This is a genomic window from Vreelandella vilamensis (assembly GCF_031451755.1).
GTDB classification, from domain to species: Bacteria; Pseudomonadota; Gammaproteobacteria; order Pseudomonadales; family Halomonadaceae; genus Vreelandella; species Vreelandella vilamensis.
The window spans coordinates 143,594-164,897 of sequence record NZ_JARWAN010000004.1; the positions used below are offsets into that span (position 1 = coordinate 143,594).

The 21,304-nt window shown below is 56.4% G+C and carries 17 protein-coding genes; 9 read left to right on the forward strand and 8 right to left on the reverse strand.

Annotation, left to right across the window (positions count from 1 at the left end):
* Window positions 1–2 precede the first annotated feature (2 nt).
* Entirely contained in the window at window positions 3–1,709 is a 1,707-nt protein-coding gene (gene leuA, locus QC823_RS03980; RefSeq protein WP_309655058.1) for a 2-isopropylmalate synthase, read from the reverse strand.
* A 291-nt stretch (window positions 1,710–2,000) separates the two neighbouring features.
* Window positions 2,001–2,855, reverse strand: a complete 855-nt coding sequence (locus QC823_RS03985) for an ion transporter (RefSeq protein ID WP_309655059.1) — start codon at window positions 2,853–2,855, stop codon at window positions 2,001–2,003.
* A 161-nt stretch (window positions 2,856–3,016) separates the two neighbouring features.
* Here QC823_RS03985 and QC823_RS03990 point away from each other — a divergent pair, with 161 nt between their 5' ends.
* Genes QC823_RS03990 through QC823_RS04015 form a run of 6 tightly spaced genes read left to right on the forward strand, consistent with a single transcriptional unit; the run spans window position 3,017 to window position 8,846 of the window.
* Complete coding sequence (locus QC823_RS03990) at window positions 3,017–5,848, forward strand: monovalent cation/H+ antiporter subunit A (RefSeq protein WP_309655060.1); 2,832 nt, start codon at window positions 3,017–3,019, stop codon at window positions 5,846–5,848.
* Complete coding sequence (locus QC823_RS03995; RefSeq protein WP_250079908.1) at window positions 5,848–6,180, forward strand: Na+/H+ antiporter subunit C; 333 nt, start codon at window positions 5,848–5,850, stop codon at window positions 6,178–6,180. Before QC823_RS03990 ends, QC823_RS03995 begins: the two co-directional genes overlap by 1 nt.
* A complete protein-coding gene (locus tag QC823_RS04000) occupies window positions 6,177–7,688 on the forward strand; it encodes a monovalent cation/H+ antiporter subunit D (protein WP_309655061.1) in 1,512 nt (503 codons plus the stop codon). The genes QC823_RS03995 and QC823_RS04000 overlap by 4 nt, the downstream gene beginning before the upstream one ends.
* Window positions 7,685–8,182, forward strand: a complete 498-nt coding sequence (locus QC823_RS04005; RefSeq protein ID WP_309655062.1) for a Na+/H+ antiporter subunit E — start codon at window positions 7,685–7,687, stop codon at window positions 8,180–8,182. The genes QC823_RS04000 and QC823_RS04005 overlap by 4 nt, the downstream gene beginning before the upstream one ends.
* Complete coding sequence (locus QC823_RS04010) at window positions 8,176–8,445, forward strand: K+/H+ antiporter subunit F (RefSeq protein WP_309655063.1); 270 nt, start codon at window positions 8,176–8,178, stop codon at window positions 8,443–8,445. Before QC823_RS04005 ends, QC823_RS04010 begins: the two co-directional genes overlap by 7 nt.
* Before the next feature lie 14 nt (window positions 8,446–8,459).
* A complete protein-coding gene (locus QC823_RS04015) occupies window positions 8,460–8,846 on the forward strand; it encodes a Na+/H+ antiporter subunit G (RefSeq protein WP_309655064.1) in 387 nt (128 codons plus the stop codon).
* Between the two features lie 60 nt (window positions 8,847–8,906).
* Here the strand turns inward: QC823_RS04015 and serB are convergent, their stop codons facing one another.
* The 4 genes from serB to pgi form a co-directional block, all read right to left on the reverse strand.
* Window positions 8,907–10,109: a phosphoserine phosphatase SerB gene (serB, locus tag QC823_RS04020; protein ID WP_309655065.1), complete on the reverse strand. Its 1,203-nt coding sequence runs from the start codon at window positions 10,107–10,109 to the stop codon at window positions 8,907–8,909.
* A 3-nt stretch (window positions 10,110–10,112) separates the two neighbouring features.
* Window positions 10,113–12,365, reverse strand: a complete 2,253-nt coding sequence (parC, locus tag QC823_RS04025; protein ID WP_309655066.1) for a DNA topoisomerase IV subunit A — start codon at window positions 12,363–12,365, stop codon at window positions 10,113–10,115.
* A gap of 6 nt (window positions 12,366–12,371) precedes the next feature.
* On the reverse strand, window positions 12,372–14,267 hold the full coding sequence (gene parE, locus QC823_RS04030; RefSeq protein WP_309655067.1) for a DNA topoisomerase IV subunit B: 1,896 nt from the start codon (window positions 14,265–14,267) through the stop codon (window positions 12,372–12,374).
* A 111-nt stretch (window positions 14,268–14,378) separates the two neighbouring features.
* The gene (pgi, locus tag QC823_RS04035) at window positions 14,379–16,088 is read right to left on the reverse strand and encodes a glucose-6-phosphate isomerase (RefSeq protein ID WP_309655068.1); all 1,710 of its coding nucleotides are present in this window, start codon (window positions 16,086–16,088) and stop codon (window positions 14,379–14,381) included.
* Window positions 16,089–16,191: 103 nt separating this feature from the next.
* On the opposite strand from pgi, the gene cmoA reads away from it, so the two are divergent.
* Genes cmoA through cmoB form a run of 3 tightly spaced genes read left to right on the forward strand, consistent with a single transcriptional unit; the run spans window position 16,192 to window position 19,361 of the window.
* Window positions 16,192–16,932, forward strand: a complete 741-nt coding sequence (cmoA, locus tag QC823_RS04040; RefSeq protein ID WP_309655069.1) for a carboxy-S-adenosyl-L-methionine synthase CmoA — start codon at window positions 16,192–16,194, stop codon at window positions 16,930–16,932.
* Window positions 16,929–18,359 carry a phospholipase D-like domain-containing protein gene (locus QC823_RS04045; protein ID WP_309655070.1) on the forward strand — a complete coding sequence of 477 codons (1,431 nt, stop codon included), beginning with the start codon at window positions 16,929–16,931 and terminating at the stop codon, window positions 18,357–18,359. The genes cmoA and QC823_RS04045 overlap by 4 nt, the downstream gene beginning before the upstream one ends.
* A 15-nt stretch (window positions 18,360–18,374) precedes the next feature.
* Window positions 18,375–19,361: a tRNA 5-methoxyuridine(34)/uridine 5-oxyacetic acid(34) synthase CmoB gene (cmoB, locus tag QC823_RS04050; protein ID WP_309655071.1), complete on the forward strand. Its 987-nt coding sequence runs from the start codon at window positions 18,375–18,377 to the stop codon at window positions 19,359–19,361.
* Between the two features lies 1 nt (window position 19,362).
* On the opposite strand, the gene QC823_RS04055 is transcribed toward cmoB, so the two are convergent.
* Both QC823_RS04055 and QC823_RS04060 read right to left on the reverse strand, forming a co-directional pair.
* Window positions 19,363–20,037: a zinc metallopeptidase gene (locus tag QC823_RS04055; RefSeq protein WP_309655072.1), complete on the reverse strand. Its 675-nt coding sequence runs from the start codon at window positions 20,035–20,037 to the stop codon at window positions 19,363–19,365.
* 33 nt (window positions 20,038–20,070) lie between these two features.
* Window positions 20,071–21,189 carry an App1 family protein gene (locus tag QC823_RS04060; RefSeq protein ID WP_309655073.1) on the reverse strand — a complete coding sequence of 373 codons (1,119 nt, stop codon included), beginning with the start codon at window positions 21,187–21,189 and terminating at the stop codon, window positions 20,071–20,073.
* Between the last annotated feature and the right edge of the window lie 115 nt (window positions 21,190–21,304).

A 21,304-nucleotide genomic window follows, 5' to 3' on the forward strand; every position in this document is an offset into this window, starting at 1 on the left:
TATTACGCCAACGTCTCCGCCGTCACATTGGGCGCAGGCGTCTCCGTAGAGTGGTGACGGTTAATGGCGCTGAGCACGCCTTTCATCGAAGCGCTAGTGATGCTTTCGTCAGTGCCAACCCCAAAGATCGCTTTACCATCAATGCGGACTTCCACATAGGCGATCGCTTCAGCGTCCGCGCCTTGGCCGCGAGAGTGCTCATGGTAGTCGATAATTTCGACATCGTGCCCAGCGGCGGCCAGCGCCTTAATGAATGCCGCCAACGGCCCATTGCCTTCACCGTGTAGCGTCTGGCGCTCGCCGTTCTCTTCAATTACCGCTTCAAGAGTCACCTTGGGGCTATCCGGCTCGGATGACAGACGATGATTGATCAACACAAAGGGCGAGGTTTGCTCCAGATACTCATCGGCAAACGCCTGGTAGATCATCTGCGAGGTAATTTCTTTCCCCGTGCGGTCAGCCACCTCTTGCACCACTTGGCTAAATTCAATAGAGAGCCTACGCGGCAACTCGATACCGTGCTCTTGCTCTAGCAGGTAGGAGACGCCGCCCTTACCCGACTGACTATTGACTCGGATTACCGCCTCATAGCTACGGCCTACATCCAGCGGGTCGATCGGCAGGTAAGGCACATCCCACACTGCGTCAGGATGAGCACGCCGATCCGCCATGCCTTTTTTAATCGCATCTTGGTGGGAGCCTGAGAAAGCAGTAAAGACCAAATCCCCCACGTAAGGATGGCGCGGATGCACAGGCAGCTGGTTGCAGTATTCCACTTCGCGCATCACCGGCGTGATGTTGGAGAAATCGAGTTCAGGCGGCACCCCTTGGGTGTACAAGTTCATCGCCAGGGTGACGATATCCACATTGCCCGTACGCTCGCCATTGCCAAATAACGTGCCTTCTACTCGATCAGCGCCCGCCATCAGGGTTAATTCCGCCGCGGCAACGCCAGTACCTCGGTCATTATGTGGATGGACGCTAACGATCAGCGTATCGCGGCTTTTGACGTTGCGGCAGAACCATTCGATCTGGTCGGCATAGTTATTGGGCGTTGCCACCTCGACCGTCGCGGGCAAGTTCACGATCATGCGGTTATCAACGCTCGGCGCATAGGTATCCATCACCGCTTCGACGATTTCCACGGCAAAATCCATCTCCGTGGTAGTAAAAAGCTCCGGCGAATACTGGAACGTCCAGTTGGTTTCCGGGTTCGCTTCCATCAGTTCACGAATCTGGCGCGTGGCATCCATCGCAATCTGGATGCACTCTTCCTTATTTACCTGAAAAACCACGCGGCGGAACATCGGATCGGTGGCGTTATAGACGTGAACAATCGCGTTTTTAGCCCCTTTAAGCGCCTCGAAGGTGCGCTCAATCAGGTGTGGACGCGCCTGGGTCAACACTTGAATGGTCACATCGTCGGGGATTTTGTCTTGCTCGATCAATGCGCGCACAAAATCAAAATCGGTTTGCGAGGCTGAGGGAAACCCCACCTCAATTTGTTTGAAACCAACGTTGATCAACAGATCGAAAAGCCGTTGCTTGCGCTCATGATCCATCGGATCAATCAACGACTGATTGCCGTCGCGCAGGTCTACGCTTGCCCAGATCGGCGCTTTCTCGATCCGGCGACTTGGCCATTGACGATCAGGAAGATCGACAGCGACAAAAGGACGGTATTTTTTAGCGGGATCAGACAACATCATGGCGGCTCTCCTGGAACAAAAAACGCCCCTTCACCGCGAACGGCAAGGGGCGTTGATAAAATTCGTCAAGCTGCATACCACTTTGACCACGGCATAGCGGCAGCGCTGAAACATTTGGGGAAAAATTACATTTGAAACCATGACAACCTCGCAATAGAAAACCAACGACAATGCCAGAAGCGTTCGGCATTGCCCGACTCTGATGCTTCAGAGCCGGGCGCTTAGTAGTCGTAGATCTAGTGCGAGGTATGCCATAGATGTTTTCATCCCTATAGAAAATCAGTCTTGGCCTTACTTGTCAATGCCCTTTGGAGGTTCATGCGTGTTTGAGGCGCTCAGTGATGCTTCCATGCGATCCAACTGGGTTTGGAGTCGGCGAATATCGTCGTGCATATTGTGGAGTTCGGCGGTATCACCTTCGCCATTTTCTAACGCCTGTTTATCGCTCTCTTTTTGCATCACGTCCAGGACAATACCGATCATCATGTTGAGAAAAATAAAGGCGGTCAAAAAGATGAACGTGAGGTAGTAAATCCAGCTCCACGCATACACCTCTTGCGTTGCGTACATCACGTCGGTCCAATCTTCAAAGGTAGCAATACGAAACAGAGTGAGCATGGCAGTCGCGATATTGCCCCACAAAAACTCATCCACTTCGGCAAACAAGAAACTGCCGAACGCGGCATATATATAGAAAATAATAAACATCAAAAGCGCCACATACCCCATCCGCGGGATTGACTTCACCAGGGCGACAAGCAGCATCTGAAGCTCTGGAATCATCGACACCAAACGCAGCACACGGAAAATACGCAACAGCCGCGCCAGCAGTACCATCTCCGAGTCGTCCATGGGGATAAGACTGGCAGTCACAATAACGAAATCAAAGACGTTCCAGCCGCGCTTAAAAAAGCTTCGCAGATCACGCTCGGCGGCCATGCGGATCAATATTTCCACCAAGAAAAACACCGTCACGCCGACATCTAAATATAGAAGCCATTGTTCAAACCGTGACGTTTCTTCATAGGTTTTAGCGCCGATAACCAAGGCAGAAACCACGATAATCGCGATCACTACCCCTTCAAAAATCTTATTGGAACGCAACGCCTCAAGGCGCGACTGCCAGGTATTGAATGGTTCACTCATGCTTTTTACGTCTCTTCTCCGGGGAACGGCGTTAAATGCGAAAACTTCAAAATCTCTACAGAGTTGATACTCTCTTAACCTGACTGCTGTATCCTACTTCGCCTTATTGCCTTTGAAAGCGATGTAATGCGACTTTAGACATTTTCTATTGGATGCCTCCCATGATACTGCTGTGGATAGCTTTATTGCCTCTTTTGGGCGTTGTGGTGCCAGCGCTACTCGGACAGCGTGAGCGCGCATTGTGCACTCGCCTGACCGCCATTGTACCTGCGATTGCCCTCCTGCTAACGCTAAGCCAAGTGCCGGCCCTGCTGGACGGCGAAACGCTGCAGTTCTCGGCCGCTTGGCTACCTGAGCTCGGTCTCGAACTTGCCTTGCGGCTTGATGGGCTCACGCTGCTCTTCAATCTGCTGATATTAGGGATTGGGTTACTCATTTTACTCTATGCCCACTTCTACTTGAGCCCTGAAGAGCCATACGGGCGATTCTACGCGTACTTGCTGCTATTCATGGCGTCCATGGTCGGCATTGCAATGTCCAACAACTTGATTCTGCTTTGGCTTTTCTGGGAGCTGACCAGCCTCTCCTCATTTTTGCTAATTGGCTTTTGGTCGCACCGAAGCGATGCCCGTAAAGGCGCGCGGATGGCGCTCACCGTTACTGGCGCGGGAGGCCTTGCTCTACTCGCCGGTTTTTTGCTGCTCGGCAATATCGTGGGGAGTTTCGACCTTAACGTGGTACTGGCCAGTGGCGACACTATTCTCGCCGACCCGCGCTACCCTGTCATGCTTGTTCTGGTACTGTTGGGGGCTTTTACTAAATCAGCACAGTTCCCCTTTCAATTCTGGCTGCCCCACGCCATGGCAGCGCCCACGCCTGTTTCCGCGTACCTACATTCTGCCACCATGGTGAAAGCCGGTATTTTCTTAATGGCGCGCCTACATCCGGCCATTGCCGGCAGCGAGCTTTGGGTCGTGATTGTATCTCTGGTGGGTACGGCGACGCTGCTTTACGGGGCTTGGTTTGCCCTCTTTAAAACCGACCTTAAAGGCATTTTGGCCTTTTCCACCATCAGCCATTTAGGGCTAATCACCGTGCTGCTCGGCATTGGCAGCCCCATGGCGGTGGTCGCCGCGCTGTTTCACATTTTGAACCATGCCACATTCAAAGCAGCCCTCTTCATGAGCGCAGGTATCATCGACCATGAAACAGGCACACGAGAGCTAAAACAGCTCGGCGGCTTGAAAAAGACCATGCCCATTACGGCCCTGTTAACCACGCTTGCCGCGGCAGCCATGGCGGGGGTACCGCTATTTAATGGCTTTTTGTCGAAAGAGATGTTCTTCACCGAGACAGTGGCTACGCCGGTTCTCGGCGGGCTAAGCTGGCTGTTACCCGCCTTAGCAACGCTTGGCGGCATTCTGTCGGTTGCCTACTCGCTGCGCTTGGTTCACGCCGTCTTCTACAAGCCCGCGCGCAAAGCGCCGCCAAAAACGCCTCACGAACCGCCGCACCTGATGCGCCTGCCGGTCGAAATCTTGGTGGGACTGTGTGTCATTGTGGGGATATTGCCCGGCTTGATGGCCACAGGGCTTCTCGATCTGGCGACTCAAGCCGTGCTCGGCGAGCCGTTTGATTTTTATCTCTCTATTTGGCACGGCGTTAATCTGCCGCTGATGATGAGCATCGCGGCGCTGGTATTCGGTACCGTCATGTACTGGCGCCACAGCGAACTACGCCAATTTACGCAAAATTTTGTCGGCGTCGATGCACGGCGTACATTTGAACGCGCAATTGTTGCATTAGGCTACTGGGCCGAGCGATGTGTCGCCGTCGTCGAGGGTAACTCCCTTCAGCGCTATATGGGGCTCTTGCTGTTTGCAGCCTTTGCGATGGGCGTAATCGGCCTTGCCCAAATCACTGATCTCACCGGCGCATTGGGTAATCAACCCGTTGACGCCATGGCATTGCTCGGCGCTGGCATGCTCATATTCGGCGGCGTCGCCACCGCAGCGACACATCGTTACCGCTTGATATCACTGCTAATGCTTTCGGTCGTTGGCCTGTTTGTCGCACTGACCTTTGCTCGTTTCTCGGCTCCCGATCTGGCGTTGACACAGCTCTCAGTGGAAGTGGTCACGATGATTTTGCTGATGCTAGCGCTATTTTTCCTGCCGCAAAAAACCCCGCAGGAATCGAGCCCACTGCGCAACGTGCGCGATATTTTGCTCGCAAGCGCACTTGGCCTTGTGGTGGCGAGCCTGAACTACGCGGTATTAACTCGTGAGACACTCTCGATCTCTGATTTCTTTATCGAAAATAGCAAGCCAGGTGGCGGCGGCTATAACGTCGTGAACGTGATCTTGGTCGATTTCCGCGGTTTTGATACGCTGGGTGAGATTACGGTGTTGGCCCTGGCAGGCCTTGCAATATTCAAGCTACTCAATCGATTACGACTTTTCATTCCGCACAGTGATGGCGAAGGCCGTGTTTGGTCGCCAGATCGCTACCCGACAATTTTGACCTCGATTTCCATGGCGCTGCTACCTCTAGCGCTGCTAGTGTCAGCGTTTATCTTCTTGCGTGGGCATAACCTCCCGGGCGGTGGCTTCATTGCCGGGCTTATCACGGCGGTGGCGCTCATTTTGCTCTACATGGCGCGTGGCGTGGAATGGGCACAAGACAGACTCAACTTCCCCTTCCAACCCGTGGCAGTTGCCGGGGTGGCCATCGCCACGCTTACCGGGCTGGGTAGCTGGCTATTTGGGTTTCCTTTCTTAACCTCGGCGTTTAGCTACTTCACGTTGCCGCTGATTGGTACGTTCGAACTAGCGAGTGCGCTACTGTTTGATCTTGGGGTGTATCTCGCAGTGGTCGGTGCCACGCTGATGATTCTCGCCAACCTTGGTAAGGTCACCACGTCCCACCGCCCCATGCTTGAGTCATCGGAACAAGAAACAGACACACACACGCCCAAAAAGGAGACACGCTAATGGAGATGCTTTACGCCATAACCACTGGGGTGTTGACCGCCTGTGGGCTTTACCTCACCTTGCGCGGGCGTACTTTCCCCGTCGTGGTTGGCCTTACGTTACTCTCGTATGCCGTGAACCTGTTTCTCTTTTCCATGGGCGGCTTAACCACCGATGGTGCTGCCCTCGCTAACCGAGACGGGCACTTTGCCGACCCCCTGCCACAAGCGCTCGTACTCACCGCCATTGTGATTGGCTTTGCCATGACCGCCTTTGTGGTGATTTTGGCCATGCGTGCGCGCAGTGAAGCGGGCAATGATCATGTGGACGGTAAAAAGGAAGTTCGCGAATGACTCAACACCTCATTGTTCTCCCTGTGGTCCTACCGCTAATCGCAGGCATTCTATTGCTCTATCAACGCCAAGGCTTAGTGCGCTACAAGCGCTGGGTCAGCGTTGTGGCCACTGTACTTTTACTACTCGTCTCAATGACTCTTATTACTAAAGCGGCTGGCGGCGAGATCACCTACTATGCACTGGGTGATTGGCAACCGCCGTTTGGCATTGCTTTAGTGCTGGATCGCTTATCCGCTTTAATGTTGCTGGTTACCTCGATCCTTGCCGTTGGCGCCGTCGTTTTCGCCTGCGCGGGTGATGATGAAAAGGGCAGCAATTTTCACGGCCTATTTCAATGGCAGCTGATGGGCATCAACGGCGCATTTTTGACCGGAGATTTGTTTAACCTGTTTGTTTTTTTCGAAGTGCTGTTACTAGCCTCTTACGCGCTGCTGCTGCACGGCGGGGGCAAAGCCAGAATTCAAGCCAGCGTGCATTACGTGGTTTTAAACTTGGCGGGCTCGTCGCTTTTTTTAATTTCCGTCGGCATTTTGTACGGCGCAACCGGCACGCTCAACATGGCGGATATGGCTCAGCGCTTGAGTGACCTCCCTGCCGAACGTGAGGGGCTCGTTACGGCGGGCGCATTGATGCTATTGGTCGTGTTTGGTTTGAAAGCCGCCATTTTACCACTTTATTTCTGGCTGCCACGCGCCTACGCGTCCGCCCCCGCGCCGGTAGCGGCCCTCTTTGCCATCATGACAAAAGTCGGCATTTACGCTATTTTGCGCGTCTACTCGCTCATTTTCAGCGATCAAACGGAGAGTCTCGCCGCACTGGAGCAGCCGTGGGTATGGTGGTTTGGGCTGGCAACCCTTGCCATTGCCGGCGTAAGCGTCCTCGCTGCGCGAGATTTGCGCTTATTGGTGGCGTATCTTGTCTTGGTCTCGGTGGGCACCCTACTCGTTGGTATCGGCATGCGAACGCCGCAAGCGGTATCAGCACTGCTTTATTACCTGATCCATACCACACTGATTACCGGTGGCCTCTTTCTGCTCGCGGAGATGATCGGCCTGCAGCGAGGCAAAACGGGTACTCGTCTCGTACGTGGGCGCCCAATGGTACAAGGCAACGGGCTTGTGCTTATGTTTTTCATCGGTGCTATTGCGGTGGCAGGGCTTCCGCCGCTTTCGGGGGCGCTGGGTAAAGCCTTGATGCTCAACGCAGCAGAAGGCAGCCAACAACTATGGCTGTGGCCGCTGCTACTGCTGGCAGGATTGAGCTCGCTGATTGCCCTTTCCCGTGCGGGGTCAACGCTTTTTTGGCGCAGTCATCGCGGCAGCGCAAGCGGCAAGGTGCTTCCACGACAGCAATGGTTTGCGGTGATCTGGCTAATGAGTGCGGCGCCACTGATGGTTATTTTTGCCGGGCCAGTGAGCGAATACACTCAAGCCACTGCCGCTCAACTAGCCGACCCGCAGCCACTGATTCAAACGCTATTGCATGACGCAGGAGAAACTCCATGATTGCCTCGCGCCCGTGGTTACCTACGCCGGTTTTATCCCTGTTGCTGCTTTTCGTCTGGCTACTTTTGGTGCGCAGCACTGCATTTGGCCAAATCTTACTCGGCGGTACGCTGGCAATTGCGATTCCCCTTCTCACTCACCGTTTTTGGGATGCGAGACCACATATTCGCAAGCCGTTATCGCTGCTGCGTTTTGCGCTACGCGTCCTCAAAGATATTGTGATTGCCAATTTTGAAGTCGCCTATTTAATCGCCAATCCGTGGCGCAAACTACGCCCCCACTTTATTGAGTATCCGCTGATGGTAGAGGACCGTTTCACGATCACGCTACTCGCCAGCACTATCAGCCTAACGCCGGGCACCGTGTCGGCCAACTTGCGCATGGACGGTAAATCACTACTGATTCATGCCCTAGATGTGAGCGACGAAGAGGCGCTGATCCAGCATATCCGTCAGCGCTATGAGCAACCGCTCAAGGAGATTTACGAATGCTGACCTTTGCGCTTTATATCACGCTAGTACTTGTCATCATGGCGCTGCTGTTTAACCTTTACCGGCTCACGGTAGGGCCTGCTTTGCCCGACCGCGTGCTGGCGCTCGACACCATGTACATCAACTCCATCGCCCTTATCGTACTGTTAGGGCTATGGTTAAATACCAAAACCTACTTTGAGTCAGCGCTTTTGATCGCCATGCTGGGGTTTATCAGCACGGTAGCGGTATGCAAATACATTTTGCGCGGCGACATCATCGAGTAAATGCAGGAGTGACTATGTCTTGGTTCGTTGAAGTGCTGGCATCCGTGCTGCTTATCGCTGGCGGAATTTTTTTGTTTATTGGCTCGATGGGAATGGTGCACTTGCGCGATTTTTATATGCGTCTTCACGGCCCAACAAAGGCTACCACGCTGGGGATAGGCTGCATGCTGATTGCCTCAACGCTCTTCTTTTGGAGCCAGGACGGCAAACCCGATATTCAGGAATTATTGATCACGCTATTTCTGTTTATCACCGCCCCAGTAAGCGCGCACCTGCTCTCCAAGGCCGGACTGCACATGCAGTTAAATCATATCGATATCACCGAAGGTGACCCGGTGGAGTTACGCGATGAGGAAGTGGCCAAAAAGCCGGTACCGCACCCCGACAAAGGCCACGGATAAACGCGTTGGGACCTGCCATGGGCGCCTGAGCAAAGATGGCTCAGGCGCCTGGTTACGTATTTAATCTAGCAAATCGATTTGCCGATAACCGATCAAATACAGCACCGCATCAATGCCCAGCGTAGAGATCGCTTGTCGTGCTTGAGCGCGTACCATCGGCTTAGCGCGAAAGGCAATGCCAAGCCCCGCCTTCGCCAGCATTTTCAAGTCATTCGCACCATCGCCCACGGCGATGGTTTGATCCAACGTTAGCTTTTCGCGCAGGGCAATCTGTTCTAAAAGCTCGGCTTTGCGATCGGCATCAATAATCGGCTCGCGCACCTCGCCGGTCACCTTGCCGTTATCAATCACAAGTTCATTGGCATGTATTTCATCGAACCCCAGCTTGTCTTGCAGATGGCGGGCAAAGTAAGTAAAGCCACCGGAAAGAATCGCCGTGCGATATCCCAGCCGCTTCAAGTTCACCATCAGCCGTTCAACGCCATCCATCATCGGCAGATTCTCGGCGATATCCGCCAACACCGACTCGTCCAGGCCTTCGAGTTTGCTCATGCGCGCGCGAAAGCTCTCCTGAAAATCGAGCTCGCCCCGCATGGCGCGCTCGGTTATTTCGGCCACTTCGTCGCCTACGCCGTGACGGCGCGCCAGCTCGTCAATCACTTCGGTTTGAATCAGTGTCGAGTCCATATCAAAGCACACCAATCGACGGTGACGGCGCCATATGGAGTCTTCCTGCAGGGCGATATCCACCCCGTGCTGCGCGCCTAAGGCAAGTGCTTTTTCGCGCAGCGCTTCCAGGTTGGTTTCCTTACCGCGCAGCCAGCACTCCACACAAGCACCATGGGCTGGCGCTTCACCGTCTAATGGCTCACGCCCAGAAAGACGATGAATCAGCTCCACGGTCAAGCCGAATTCAGCGGTTAACCCGCCCACCTCGGCGAGAATGCCCGCCGGCAGCCGCGGCGCTAAGAGCGTTAAAATTAAACGCGGTTGGCTCGCTTCAACGCTCCAGCGGTGGTAATCCTCGGCGCTGACGGTGATCGCCTGGACATCTAGCCCCAGAGCATCGCCCGCCTCTGAAAGCGTAGTTTCCAAGGCGCTGTCGTGATCCAGCCCCACCAGCGCTTCAAGCGACAACATGCCGAATGTCACGCTCTGGTTGATATCCAAAAGGCGTGCACCGCTTTTCGCTAGCGCTTTTCCAAGCTCAGCAAGCTGCCCAGGGCGTGCCACGCCGGTGGCGCGAATTAAACAGCGTTTCATGGATTACTCTCCCGCCTCTAATCGGTCAACTTTTTGGAAGCCGCGGGGCAGTTTGCTACCACGCCGCCCGCGCTCGCTGCGATAGTACGCAAGATCGCTCGCTTTGAGGGTAAGCTTGCGCTTGCCCGAGTAAATCACCAGCGCGTTATCGCCGCTTAACAGGATAATATCGCGGACAAACTCTTCTCGCCGGGCGGCCCGCGGGCCGGGAATATCCAGCATTTTGTTGCCTTTCCCTTTGGCCATTTCGGGCAGTTGGTCAAGGGCAAATACCAGCAGCCGCCCTTCATTGGAAACGACTGCCACCCAGCAATCATCGCCCTCGGGCACCTCAACGGGTGCCATCACGTTGCACCCTTTGGGCACCGAGAGCACGCCTTTACCGGCTTTATTTTTACCTGTCAGCTCGCCGAGTTTAGCGACAAAGCCGTAGCCACCGTCGGAGACGAGCACAAAGCGGCTTTCGGGCGGGGCGAGCATCACTCCTGCCATTTTCGCGCCAGCGGCCACGTTGACGCGCCCGGTGACCGGCTCACCCTGGCCTCTAGCGCTGGGAAGGTTATGCGCACTCAGCGTGTAGGCACGCCCGGTGTCATCGAGCAGTACCAACGGCTGGTTGGTTTTACCTCGAGTCGCGAGGTGGAAGCGATCCCCGGCTTTATAGGAGAGCCCTTCGGGGTCGATATCGTGGCCTTTGGCGGCACGCACCCAGCCTTGTTCCGACAACACCACGGTAATCGGGTCAGCGCCCAAAAGCTCAACTTCAGAAAGCGCTTTCGACTCTTGCCGTTCGACCAGCGGGGAGCGCCGCTCATCGCCGTGTTCTTTGCCTGCCGCGCGAATCTCTTTCTCGATCAAGGTGGTGAGTTTTGCTTCACTGCCAAGCAATGCCTGTAACTGCTTGCGCTCTTTTTCCAACTCATCCTGCTCGCCGCGAATTTTCATCTCTTCGAGCTTAGCCAGGTGACGCAAGCGCAGCTCTAAAATCGCCTCCGCCTGGCGATCCGATAAGCCAAACGCGGCGATCAACGCAGGTTTGGGCTCCTCCTCTTCGCGGATGATGCGAATCACCTCGTCGATATTGAGATAGGCGGTGAGCAGACCTTCCAGTATGTGCAGCCGATCTTCCACTTTGCCGAGCCGGTGCTCTAAGCGGCGGCGCACCGTCGCGCGGCGAAAGCGCAGCCACTCGCCAAGCAACTCCGGTAACGGCATCACACGTGGGCGGCCATCGAGCCCGATCACGTTCATGTTCACACGCGCGCTTTTTTCTAAATCCGTGGTAGCGAACAGATGCGCCATAAGCGCTTCCACATCCACCCGGCTAGAGCGCGGCTCAATCACGAGACGCGTAGGCTCTTCGTGGGTCGATTCATCGCGAAGGTCGGCCACCATGGGCAGCTTTTTGGCCTGCATTTGCGCGGCGATCTGCTCCAGTACTTTGGCGCCGCTGACTTGATACGGCAGCGCGGTAATCACGATATTGGCGCCTTCACGCTCAAAGCGGGCGCGCAGCTTAACCGAGCCGCGACCGGCCTCATAGAGCTTTCTGAGATCGGCGCGCGGGGTGATAATCTCCGCCGTGGTGGGGAAGTCCGGCGCGGGCACAAATGCCATCAAATCAGCAGTAGTGGCCTCGGGGTTTCTAAGCAAATGGCAGGTCGCTTCAACCACTTCCGTCACGTTATGGGGCGGAATATCGGTCGCCATGCCCACCGCGATACCACTACCGCCATTGAGCAGCACATGAGGCAGGCGCGCGGGCAATACCACGGGCTCTTGCATGGTGCCGTCGAAATTGGGCGTCCAGTCAACGGTGCCTTGGCCCAGCTCGCTTAACAGCACCTCGGCAAACTTGGAAAGTTTCGCCTCGGTGTAGCGCATGGCGGCAAACGATTTGGGGTCATCGGGGCTCCCCCAGTTACCTTGCCCATCCACCAAGGGGTAGCGGTAGCTAAACGGCTGCGCCATCAGCACCATGGCTTCGTAGCAGGCGCTATCGCCATGGGGGTGAAATTTACCCAGCACGTCACCGACGGTGCGCGCCGACTTTTTGTACTTGGCGTTGGCGTGAAGTGCAAGCTCACGCATGGCATAAACGATACGCCGCTGCACGGGCTTCATGCCGTCGCCGATATTGGGCAGGGCGCGATCTAAAATTACGTACATCGAGTAATCGAGGTACGCTTTTTCGGTATAGTCACGCAGGGAAAGACGCTCGACGTCGCCCTCCGCGACTTGAATATCCATGGTCATTTGGGGTTACACCTCGATATCCGCAAGATTGCCGTAATCTTCTAGCCACTTTTTACGGTCACCGGCGCGCTTTTTGGCCAGCAGCATATCCATCATTTCTTGAGTGCCGTCGCCATCGGTGCGGGTGAGCTGTACCAGACGGCGAGTTTCCACGGCCATAGTGGTTTCCCGCAGCTGCAGTGGACTCATTTCCCCTAGGCCTTTAAAGCGCTGGACATTGGGCGTACCGCGTTTTTTGGCCAACTGCTTGAGAATTGCGCCTTTTTCACTCTCATCCAGGGCGTAATGCACCTCTTTGCCCAAATCGATGCGGTAGAGCGGCGGCATGGCGACATACACGTGGCCCGCCTCAACCAGGCTGGGGAAGTGTTTGACGAACAGTGCGCACAAGAGCGTGGCAATGTGCAAACCGTCAGAGTCAGCATCGGCGAGAATACAGATTTTGTGGTAGCGAAGCTTCTCCAGGTCGGCGCTGCCGGGGTCGGCGCCAATTGCCACGGCGATATCATGAACCTCCTGAGAGCCATAGATATCGTGGGAATCAACTTCCCAGGTGTTCAAAATCTTACCGCGCAGCGGCAAAATTGCCTGGGTTTCGCGGTTACGCGCTTGTTTGGCGCTGCCGCCCGCCGAGTCCCCTTCCACGAGGAAGAGCTCGCTCTGCGCCGGGTCTTGGCCGGAACAGTCGGCAAGCTTACCGGGTAGCGCGGGGCCAGAGGTGACTTTCTTGCGCGCGACTTTTTTGGCTTTTTTCTGGCGCTGTTGGGCCGAGCTAATCACCAACTCGGCGAGCGCTTCGGCCTGGTCGATGTGGTGGTTAAGCCACAGTGAGAAAGCGTCTTTCACCACGCCAGAAACAAAAGCAGCAATGGTGCGCGAGGAGAGGCGCTCTTTGGTTTGCCCAGCAAACTGCGGGTCGAGCATTTTCACCGAGAGCACAAACGAGACCCGCTCCCAGAGGTCATCCGCGGTGAGCTTAATCCCTCGGGGCAAGAGGCTTCTGTATTCGCAAAACTCGCGCAGCGCGTCTAAAAGGCCCGCGCGAAAGCCGTTAACGTGGGTGCCGCCCTGGGGGGTGGGGATCAGGTTAACGTAGCTTTCCATTAGCGCTTCGCCGCCTTCAGGCAGCCACTGAATGGCCCAATCAACGCCGTGTTCATCGTCGCTAAAGTGGCCAACAAAGGGCTCACTAGGCAGCACCTCATAGCCGTCGGTGGCTTCGGCAAGATAGTCGCGCAGTCCATCGGCGTAGGCCCACTCGGTCTTGGTGCCGTCGGGCTCTACCAGCGTGACGGCAAGCCCAGGGCACAGCACCGCTTTGGCGCGTAGCAGGTGTTTCAGGCGGCTAAGCGAAAGTTTAGGGCTATCGAAATAGCTCTCATCGGGCCAGAAGCGCACCTTAGTACCACTCGCACGCTTGGTGGCCTTACCGATGAGATGCAACTCTTCCACTTTTTCGCCAAACTCAAAAGCCATGCCGTGGCGTGCACCGTCGCGAGTGACTTCAACGTCTAGCCGGCGCGAGAGCGCGTTAACCACCGACACCCCGACGCCGTGTAGGCCGCCCGAAAAACGGTAACTGGTGGCGGAAAACTTACCCCCCGAGTGGAGTTTGGTAAAGATCAACTCCACACCCGAGACGCCGTGCTCCGGATGAAGGTCAATCGGCATCCCGCGGCCGTTATCCTCCACCTCAATGGCACCGTCACTAGAAAGCACCACGGTAATGGCATTGGCATGGCCCGCCAGCGCCTCATCGACGCTGTTATCGATCACCTCTTGGGCGAGGTGGTTAGGCCGCGAGGTGTCGGTGTACATGCCGGGACGCTTGCGCACCGGCTCAAGCCCCGACAAGACTTCGATGGAACTGGCGCCATACTGAGAGGCATCAAACTGGGTCATGTCGCGTCGTTTCCTGAAGGGTCAAAGCGAGCAAAAGGCGGATAGGATAGCGGAAAAGCCAACAGCTGTATATCCAGCCACCCTATTAACCAAGACAATCAACCAGGGCGATCAACTTTCCTGCTCGGCTGCCCAAAACGCCTCAATCAAGCCGCGCGTTGAGGTATCCATCGGCTCAAGGCTGGCTTCGTGGTTGAGGATTTTTTGCGTATCGGTGGCGATTTGCTTACCCAGCTCCACGCCCCATTGATCGAACGGGTTGATGTCCCAGATCACCGCTTGCACAAAGACTTTGTGTTCATAAAGCGCAATCAGCGCACCGAGTGTGGCGGGCGTAAGCTGGTCAAGCAGCACGGTGGATGAGGGCTGATTGCCGCGATAACGTTTGTGCGCCGGACGTGGGCCATCGTCGTTTATTGCGTCGTCACCCAGCATCAGCACCCGCGACTGGGCAAAACAGTTGGCCAAGGCGAGCTTATGCTGTGCTTTCAAATGACCACGGGTTTCAGGGTTTGCCACATCATCGTAACGCTTAAGCGGCGCAATGAAATCACACTCCACCGGCTGCGTGCCTTGGTGCAATAGCTGGTAGAAAGCGTGCTGCGCGTTAGGGCCAAGCTGCCCCCAAAGCACGGGGCAAGTGGAGTAATCGATCGCTTGGCCGTCTCGCGTCACGGATTTGCCATTGGATTCCATCTCCAGTTGCTCAAGGTAGGCGGCAAAATACTCCAGTCGCCCGTCATAGGGCAGAATCGAGTGGGCACGTATATCGAGAAAATTCACATTCCAGATACCCGCCAATGCCAGCAGCACCGGCACATTATCGGCAAGCGGCGTCTGTTGAAAATGGCGATCCATGGCATGGGCGCCGGTAAGCAGTTCGCAAAAGTTAGCCATTCCGACTACCAACGCAATCGGCAAGCCAATGGTCCCCCAAAGCGAGTAACGCCCGCCAACCCACTCCCAAAAGCGCAGCTGATGGGCGCTGGCAATGCCCCATTCGCTCATTTTTTCCGGGCTGGCGGAGACGCCGATAAAGTGCTGGCGGACCACGAGTTCGGCGCTGATCGGCGTCGCGCCATGGCGTGTTAACTGCGCCAGTAACCAGTCCCGCGCCGTGTTCGCGTTTGAAAGCGTGTCAATCGTGGTAAACGATTTCGACGACAACACAAAGAGCGTGGTCTCGGGGTTTAAGCGGCTTAAATAGTCAGCCAATTGCGAGCCGTCCATGGTCGACGCAAAATGCACTTCCACCGGATACACATCAAGAGGGCGAAAATCCGTTAGCGCGTGCGTGACCATCAACGGCCCCAAGTCTGAGCCACCCACACCCAGGTTCACCACATCTTTAATCGGTTTGCCGGTCGCCCCCCGCCACTGCCCGGCGTGAAGGCGATTCACTAGCACCTCCATTTGCTGAAGGCTTTCATGCACCGCCGCCACCACGTCCTCACCGTCTACCTCAAGCGTTGCCGATTTGGGCAAGCGTAGTGCCGTATGCAGCGCCGGGCGATCTTCGCTGGTATTGACTCGCTGACCGCTGAGTAAGGCGGCGATCGCCTCTGGCACCGCCGCTTCCTCTGCTAACGTCAGTAGTTGCTGGAGCGTCTCTGCATCCCACCGCTGTTTGGAAAGATCAAGCGTCAGCCCCGCGACATTACGCGAGAAGGTGTCAAAGCGCTTAGGGTCACGCGTAAACAACGTTTTTACATGCACTTTTTTTTGCGTTTCAGCATGGCGCTTAAGTGCTTGCCAGGCCGGCAGCGTATCGGGGGTTTTAGTGCTGGAATTGGATGATGCTTGCGGTGGTAAGGATGCCATGAGCCCTCTCCTGTGGCGTCGTTCTGTGCAGCCGGGCCTGTTCTGCTTCCCGCAGGGCGCGTAAACTATGCCCTCTTTTTTTGCGATGAACCCGGCTTGCCCCATGAGTGATGCATCTTACCGCGACGCTATCTTTTCCACACCCCTCGATCGCGTCGCGCGCTTTTCGTTCGATGAACAGGTCGTGGCCTGTTTCCCTGATATGATCCGCCGTTCGGTGCCCGGTTACGGGCAAATTCTGGGCATGCTGAGCCTCATCGCTCAGCGCCATTTGCGTCACGGCGCGCACGTATATGATCTTGGCTGCTCGCTTGGCGCCTCGGGCCTTGCGCTCGCGGGCGCTCTGCCGCCTGAGGCATTTCGCTACACCGGGGTGGATCTTTCCCCGGCCATGGCCGAACAGGCACGGCAAACCTTTTTGGACGAATGCCCCGACCATGCCATGCGGGTGGAAGAAGCCGACATCCGGCGGCTTGATTACGCGCCATCGGGCATGATCATTCTCAACTTCACCCTACAGTTTTTGCCCCCTGGCGACCGCGATGAGCTTTTGAAGCGGCTGTTTGATGCGCTTGAGCCGGGTGGCGTGCTGATTCTTTCCGAGAAAACCGTCGACGCCGACGAGCGGGACAACGCCTGGCGGGTCGAGCGTTACCACGATTTCAAGCGCGCTAACGGTTACAGCGAGTTGGAAATCAGCCAGAAGCGCACTGCGCTTGAGAACGTGCTGGTCCCGGACACCCTTGAAGTTCTTCACGACCGCCTAAAGCAAGCAGGCTTTCCGCGCTCGATGACCTGGTTCCAGTATTTGAACTTCGCCTCGCTGATCGCCTTCAAGCCATGAGTCTCTGGGTCGTCCTGACCGCTGGTGTACTGGCGCTCTACCTAGTCACCTTCTGGTGGCACTCGCGCAAGCGGTTACCCTCCGGCCTTAGCATCGAGGGCAAGTGGCGGACGCCTGTTGCACCGCAGTTACTCCTCGACGAAACCTTTGTCGATGCCGACGGCCAACGCCACTGCCGGCAGCAGATTTTCGACGAGATGTTGCGCCTGATCGGCCAGGCCGAAAAGCTGGTAGTGCTGGACATGTTCCAGTTCAACGACCCCGCCGATAATCGCCACGATTGTTATCGCCAGATATCGGTGGCACTGCGCGACGCTCTGCTGGCCCGCAAGCACCAGCGCCCGGATACCGAAATGGTAGTAATCACCGATCCCATCAACGCTGTCTACGGCGGACGCGAACTGAGCCACCATCGACAATTTGAAGCGGCTGGCATCCGCGTCGTCACCACCGACCTGACGATCGGGCGTGACCCTAACCCCAGCTGGACCTCGCTATGGCGGCTGTGCTTTCGCTGGCTGCGCCACTCGCCCCGCGGCGGCTGGCTCCCTAACCCTATCGGTCCGGGCAACGTCGGTCTTCGCAGTTACCTGACCCTGCTTAACCTTAACGCCAACCACCGCAAGACCCTGGTAGTGGACGAAGGTGATCGCTGGACCGCCGTCGTCAGCACAGCCAACGCCGACGATGGCAGCAGCGACTATCGTGACATCGCGCTGCGCGTCTCCGGCGATGCCGCCCTCGACCTGCTCGCCTCCGAACGCGAGATTGCCGCCCATAGCGGCGCTCCCATCGACCATGCCCAGCCGACGACAGCCGCTAACGACACAAGTGGCGACACCCCGCGCGTGCGCCTGCTTAGCGAAGGCGCTATCAAAGAAGCCCTGCTGGCGATCATTGATGACGCTCGCGCCGACGAACGGCTCGATATCGAGATGCTCTACCTCTCCCACCGCAGCGTGATCACCGCAGTGGTCAGAGCCGCAGCAAGGGGAGTTGAGGTACGCGTGCTGCTCGACCCCAACCACCATGCCTTCGGTGTCTCCGGCAGCGGCATTCCTAATTGCCAGGCGGCCAACGACCTGGTCAACGCCGACATCCAACTGCGCTGGAGTGATACCCACGGCGAACAGGCCCATAGCAAATTACTGCTGCGCCATGCTGGCACGCGCCCTGCGCATCTGCTACTCGGCTCGGCCAACTATACCCGACGCAGCCTCGACGACCTCAACTTCGAGGCCAATCTCGAGTGGGTCGCCGATAGCGATGACCCCATCATTAAAGAGGCCCGCGCAGCCTTCGAGCGCCACTGGCACAACACTACCATCGAGTACTACAGTACCGGCCCCGAGACATATCTCGACGCCTCCCGTCGCCGCTACTGGCAGTATCGACTGATGGAAGCCAGCGGCTGGTGCACTTTTTAAAACAGCGAGACACCCATGTCCCACCCCCACGGCGAGCTTTACCACACCTTTATCGATCAGGGCCTGGACACTTGGCTGGCACGCCTGCCCGAGCAACTGGCGCGCGGCCTTGACCGCAACCGCCACGGCGACTTACCCATGTGGGAAAAAGCCGTAGCCAAACTGCCCGAACTGCCCGCCAAACGCACCGTGCAGTTGGATTGCGATACCGTCACGGTCGACCTTGACCTTAGCGAGAGCCAGCATCGCCAATGCGAAAATCTGCTAAAAAAACTGGCGCCGTGGCGCAAAGGGCCTTTTCAGCTTGGCGGTATATATATCGACACCGAGTGGCGCTCGGACTGGAAGTGGCAGCGCGTCGCTCCGCATTTGGCGCCGCTTGAATACCGTAAAGTGCTGGATGTTGGCGGCGGCAGCGGCTACCACGCTTGGCGCATGGCAGGCGCCGGCGCCAATTTCGTTTTGGTAATTGACCCCTCGCCGCGTTTTTACTGGCAGTTTCACGCCGTGCGTCATTTCGTTGGCAACGCCGATAACGATCGAACGCACTTTCTGCCCGTGGGTATCGAGGACGTGCCGGAAAACCTGGGCTTTTTCGACACTGTGTTTTCCATGGGCGTGCTTTACCATCGCCCTGCGCCGCTAGAGCATTTACAGCAGCTAAAAGCCGCTCTCACGCCCGGTGGCGAACTGGTACTAGAAACATTGGTAGTGGAGGGCGACGCGCAAACGGTCCTACTCCCCGGCGAGCGCTACGCCGCGATGCCGAATGTCTACTTTCTGCCCTCTTCCAAGGCGCTTTGCCATTGGCTCGAACGCTGCGGCTTTTGTAACGTGCGCGTGGTCGATGAAGCCGTCACCACGCTTGATGAGCAGCGCTCCACGGATTGGATGACCTACCAGTCGCTTGTCGATTTTCTCGACCCATCGGATCACACCCGCACGATTGAAGGCTACCCCGCCCCGCGCCGCGCGGTGGTGATAGCCAATAAACCCGGTTGAGCTATCGCCTCAAAATCACCAGCCAGCGGCCGAGGTTCATGACGCTAGCAAGCGAGGCGGCGACGTAGGTAAACGCGCAGGCGGTCAGTACGTGTCGGGCACCGGGCATATCGTAGGGGGGAACGTACTCTTTAAGCATCGGCAGAGCGCGGTTGAAGCTGGCATCAAACTCCACCGGTAACGTGACCAAATGCACCACGGCGGCGGTGCCGAAACTGATCACCGCCATGCCGACCACCAACACCAACCCGCCGGGTAAGCGGGTCAAAATAAACAGAAACGGCGCGGCCATCATTAACAGCGCGCCCACTTTTTCGGCTTTTTGCGCTAGCTTGACCAGGCGGCTTCGGGCGATGAGCGGCGCGTAGCCTTGCGCATGTTGAATGGCGTGCCCGACCTCATGGGCAGCCACGGTAACGGCGGTCAGCGAGCGACCATCAAAGTTCTCAGGGGAAAGCCGCACACAACGCGCTTCGGGGTCATAGTGATCGCCCTGCTCACTGCGCTCGACCTTCACGCCTTCGATACCAAAGCGGCGCACTAAATGATCGGCCAACTCGGCGCCAGTTCCTGGGTAGTCATTGCGCCCACGTGTATGGCGTTTCAGCACCCATTTCGCCCAAAGATTGGGCAGCACGAAGATAGCCAGCAAAAAAATGGTCAATAAGACGATCATAGAGAAAATGCCTCTGAAAGCGACCTACCTACATTATGCAATGTGAATCTCGGCCACATCGCGCTTCACCGCTTGCAACCCGCGCACTGAGATATAACCGTTCTCAAAGGCGTGTTCGGCTATTTTGATACTGTCGGCGGCCAGAATAAGATCACAAGAAGTGTGCGCTAGTTCACGCTGCAGTTTGCGTATTGATTCCTCGCGCTGAGGATCGCTTCCCACTTGGCGGATATAAATCGCCGCAATGCGGTGAGGATACGCTTTAACGATGCCGGTATAGACTTCGGGATCGTGCTGTCCGCTGTCGCCGATCAGCACACAGGGTAAGCCATCAAAGAGCGCCAGCATGCGGTCAATCAAATCGCGTTTGTGGTCTTCAGCGCGACGTGGCAGAGGATGGCGCCAGGAAATCCCCCATTCGCGTAGGAACAAAATAGGCCCCACGGGAATGCGATTAAGCTGAAAAAAGGCTTCCAATAATTCATAAATCGCCCAAGGACCGCGCGAGACGTAGAGAATAGGCCGTTCGGCTTTCCCACTTTCGCCGCGATGAAGCGCTTGATAGAGCGAGGCAACTCCGGGAAATGCCGTGCGACGGTGCGGCTTTTTCACAAAAAGGCGATAAAGCATTTTGAGCTTCTCTGCCACACCGGTAAACATCACCGTATCGTCGATATCGCTGATGATCAGTAAATCGGCCTCAGGTGGCGGCACGAACACCTCCACCTGTGTGCGAATGGGCGTTTGCCCTTCTGCTCTCACCCAAATATCGGCCCGGTGCCATGACACATCAATCGGCAGCGGATGTTCAAGCGGCACACGCACATCAAAATAGCCGTCCCGATCCGTCACGGTCTGGTGCTGGTTTTCTCCGATATAGACTCCAACCCATGTATCGGCAAGTCCACAGCGAAAAATTCGCCGCGCCACGTCGGCGATATCACGTAATAGGCCGTGTCGGGGAATCGCGCGCCCGAGCATTGTCTGGCGAAAAACGCGCCCCATCACAAAGGCTTCCTGCTGGGAGCCGTAACCACGGTACGGATGCACCATAATACCGCCCCGCCCTCGATTACGGCGAACCGGGGAAGCCAGCAAATGCAACAATCGCTTAATGAAATGCCACAGCATGCGTAAGCTGCGCACTATCATACATACCACCGTCGTGGCTCTGGCAACCTTTGGCCTTGCGACATAAAAACGCCCCTTCCTATACGTATTCCATTAAGGTACACGTTTTAAGGTGAGGCGTGAATGCAACTTAATA

Coding starts and splice junctions, on each gene's coding strand:
- QC823_RS03995 (WP_250079908.1), top strand. CDS start 5,848: ATGGAGATGCTTTACGCCATAACCACTGGGGTGTTGACCGCCTGTGGG.
- cmoA (WP_309655069.1), top strand. CDS start 16,192: ATGAGTGATGCATCTTACCGCGACGCTATCTTTTCCACACCCCTCGAT.
- QC823_RS04000 (WP_309655061.1), top strand. CDS start 6,177: ATGACTCAACACCTCATTGTTCTCCCTGTGGTCCTACCGCTAATCGCA.
- pgi (WP_309655068.1), bottom strand. CDS start 16,088: ATGGCATCCTTACCACCGCAAGCATCATCCAATTCCAGCACTAAAACC.
- leuA (WP_309655058.1), bottom strand. CDS start 1,709: ATGATGTTGTCTGATCCCGCTAAAAAATACCGTCCTTTTGTCGCTGTC.
- parE (WP_309655067.1), bottom strand. CDS start 14,267: ATGACCCAGTTTGATGCCTCTCAGTATGGCGCCAGTTCCATCGAAGTC.
- QC823_RS04055 (WP_309655072.1), bottom strand. CDS start 20,037: ATGATCGTCTTATTGACCATTTTTTTGCTGGCTATCTTCGTGCTGCCC.
- parC (WP_309655066.1), bottom strand. CDS start 12,365: ATGACCATGGATATTCAAGTCGCGGAGGGCGACGTCGAGCGTCTTTCC.
- QC823_RS04045 (WP_309655070.1), top strand. CDS start 16,929: ATGAGTCTCTGGGTCGTCCTGACCGCTGGTGTACTGGCGCTCTACCTA.
- QC823_RS03990 (WP_309655060.1), top strand. CDS start 3,017: ATGATACTGCTGTGGATAGCTTTATTGCCTCTTTTGGGCGTTGTGGTG.
- cmoB (WP_309655071.1), top strand. CDS start 18,375: ATGTCCCACCCCCACGGCGAGCTTTACCACACCTTTATCGATCAGGGC.
- QC823_RS03985 (WP_309655059.1), bottom strand. CDS start 2,855: ATGAGTGAACCATTCAATACCTGGCAGTCGCGCCTTGAGGCGTTGCGT.
- QC823_RS04015 (WP_309655064.1), top strand. CDS start 8,460: ATGTCTTGGTTCGTTGAAGTGCTGGCATCCGTGCTGCTTATCGCTGGC.
- QC823_RS04005 (WP_309655062.1), top strand. CDS start 7,685: ATGATTGCCTCGCGCCCGTGGTTACCTACGCCGGTTTTATCCCTGTTG.
- QC823_RS04010 (WP_309655063.1), top strand. CDS start 8,176: ATGCTGACCTTTGCGCTTTATATCACGCTAGTACTTGTCATCATGGCG.
- QC823_RS04060 (WP_309655073.1), bottom strand. CDS start 21,189: ATGATAGTGCGCAGCTTACGCATGCTGTGGCATTTCATTAAGCGATTG.
- serB (WP_309655065.1), bottom strand. CDS start 10,109: ATGAAACGCTGTTTAATTCGCGCCACCGGCGTGGCACGCCCTGGGCAG.